At 61.0% G+C, this 2,205-nt stretch carries 3 protein-coding genes; 2 read left to right on the forward strand and 1 reads right to left on the reverse strand.

Annotation, left to right across the window (positions count from 1 at the left end):
- The first annotated feature begins 202 nt into the window (after nucleotides 1–202).
- Both WBP53_RS16300 and WBP53_RS16305 read left to right on the forward strand, forming a co-directional pair.
- A complete protein-coding gene (locus WBP53_RS16300) occupies nucleotides 203–391 on the forward strand; it encodes a type II toxin-antitoxin system HicA family toxin (protein WP_423930806.1) in 189 nt (62 codons plus the stop codon).
- A gap of 5 nt (nucleotides 392–396) precedes the next feature.
- Complete coding sequence (locus WBP53_RS16305; protein ID WP_423930807.1) at nucleotides 397–609, forward strand: type II toxin-antitoxin system HicB family antitoxin; 213 nt, start codon at nucleotides 397–399, stop codon at nucleotides 607–609.
- Nucleotides 610–822: 213 nt separating this feature from the next.
- On the opposite strand, the gene priA is transcribed toward WBP53_RS16305, so the two are convergent.
- The coding region (gene priA, locus WBP53_RS16310) for a replication restart helicase PriA (RefSeq protein WP_423930808.1) at nucleotides 823–2,205 on the reverse strand (1,383 nt) is incomplete at its 5' end.

The raw sequence follows: 2,205 nt of genomic DNA on the forward strand, positions 1-2,205 counted from the left end.
CAACGCCCACCAGGCCTGCCACTGCGGATATAGTATTCATGGAGACTTCCCCTTCTGCTGACGGTTGTGTAGAACTACCATCATGGCCTTCGAGGCCGTAGGATGTGGGAAGTCTCTTTTTACTCAATCAAGCCGACCGCTTTCAGCGGTAGCTTATTTCCGGCGTTAGGCGGCACCCCCGGCTCCGAGATATGCTTGCTATATGAATGTCAGTGACTTGCTTCGCTTACTGAAAGACGATGGTTGGTTCCTCGCGGCTACTCGCGGAAGTCACCGTCAATTCAAACACCCAGCCAAGCCTGGTCGGGTCACTGTCCCAGGCAAACCGAGCGACGATTTGGCTACTGGCACGCTCAACAGTATCCTCAAGCAAGCTGGACTAAAGAGGTAAGCCCCATGCGCTATGCAATCGTAATCGAGAAGGCTGCAGTCAACTATTCCGCGTATGTGCCGGATCTTCCCGGCTGTGTCGCCACCGGCAGCACTCTGGAAGAGACCGAGGCACAAATTCGAGAAGCTATCGCTTTCCATCTAGACGGGCTTCGCGAAGATGGAATGCCGGTGCCGCCACCCAGCAGCCATGTCGAATATGTGGACATCGCCGCCTAACTATTCTCAAGAGACTTCCCGGATGGTTCCTACGCTTTAGTGGACACCCTGAACTGACTTTCTGGACTTTCGAACAGCTGCTTATGGTCGGAAGCAAATCACCGCGGTCATCCGAGGGTGTTGTCGGCGAACCAATCATGCTTCATCAATTCGTAGATCATGATCCGCCAGCGCATGCAGCAGCCATGCTGCGGGAAGTTCAAAAACCGCTTCTCAGCCCATCTCGACCGGATCGACGTCGATTGACCAGCGTACTTTTCGTGCACTGGGCCAGGCGCGGATGGGTTCCAGCCATTGGGGAAGGAAAGCCTGCATCGCGCTGCGCGTGGCGGCCTCGATCAATACCTGGCTTCGCTGGAATCCGGCGCGGCGTGGCATCGGTGCAGGCAAGGGACCGTGAGCCATGATGGCCTGCCCTGCCGAATTCGCGAGCGCGACCGCTTCGGCCAGGAACGCATTCGCGTCCGACAGGTTTTTCGCCTCCGCACGCAGCAGTGCGAACTGAGCGAAAGGCGGCAGGCCAGCTGCACGACGCTCACTGATCAGAGTGCGTACCAGGGCCGGATAGCCACCGCCCACCAGCGCGAGCAGCAGCGGATGATCGGGATGATGGGTCTGCAGGATCACGCTTCCGGGACGATCGGCACGACCTGCACGACCGGCTACCTGCACGATCAGCTGACCGAGCCGTTCGCTGGCGCGAAAGTCGACGCTGCGCAATCCTTCGTCGACGCCGGTCACGACCACCAGAGTCAGATTGGGCAGGTCGTGACCCTTGGCCAGCATCTGCGTTCCCACCAGAATCCTGGGCCCCTCGACATCGAGCTGCTCGAATACCGCATCGCGCCCTGAGCGCGTTCGCGTGCTGTCGCGATCCACCCTGAGGATTGGGACATCCGGAAAGCGCTCCTTGAGGACTTCCTCGATGCGCTCGGTGCCCTGCCCCTGCGGCGCGAGGGCCGTGCTCGCGCATTCCGGACACGCCGTGGGGATGCGTGCCTCGGCGGCACAATGGTGGCAGCGCAATCGTGCCGCACCCCGGTGCACGGTGAGCGGACGGTCACAGCGTGCGCACTGCGCACTCCAGCCACAGCCGCGGCAGAACAGTACCGGCGCATAGCCGCGCCGATTGCGAAACACCAGCACTTGCTCATCGCGTGCGACACATGCGGCAATCGCTTCAAGCGTGCCGATGGCAAGGCCGTGTTCGAGCCTCTTGTTGCGCAGGTCCACGATCTTCAGCGAAGGCGGACGAGCGGAACCTGCACGTCGGGTCAGCGGGAGCAGGCGATAGCGCCCGGCTTCTACGTTGGCCAGACTTTCCAGCGATGGTGTTGCCGAACCGAGAACAACCGGGATGCCGAGTGCCCTGGCACGCAAGATGGCGAGGTCGCGCGCGTGGTAGCGAAATCCGTCCTGCTGCTTGTACGAGGTATCGTGCTCCTCGTCGACTACGATCAGTCCCGGCATGGGCAAGGGAACGAAAATTGCGGAACGCGTGCCCAGAATGACGCGCGCCTCTCCGCGCGCTGCATCCAGCCAGGCCTCGCTGCGTTCGCGCTCGGACAAGCCCGAATGCAGGATGGCGATATCGGT

Origin of the sequence: Dokdonella sp., from assembly GCF_049593775.1 — a bacterium.
Lineage (GTDB): Bacteria > Pseudomonadota > Gammaproteobacteria > Xanthomonadales > Rhodanobacteraceae > Dokdonella.

Bases quoted from the DNA above. Each gene is read 5' to 3' on its own strand.
- WBP53_RS16300 (WP_423930806.1), top strand. From the start codon at position 203: ATGAATGTCAGTGACTTGCTTCGCTTACTGAAAGACGATGGTTGGTTC.
- WBP53_RS16305 (WP_423930807.1), top strand. From the start codon at position 397: ATGCGCTATGCAATCGTAATCGAGAAGGCTGCAGTCAACTATTCCGCG.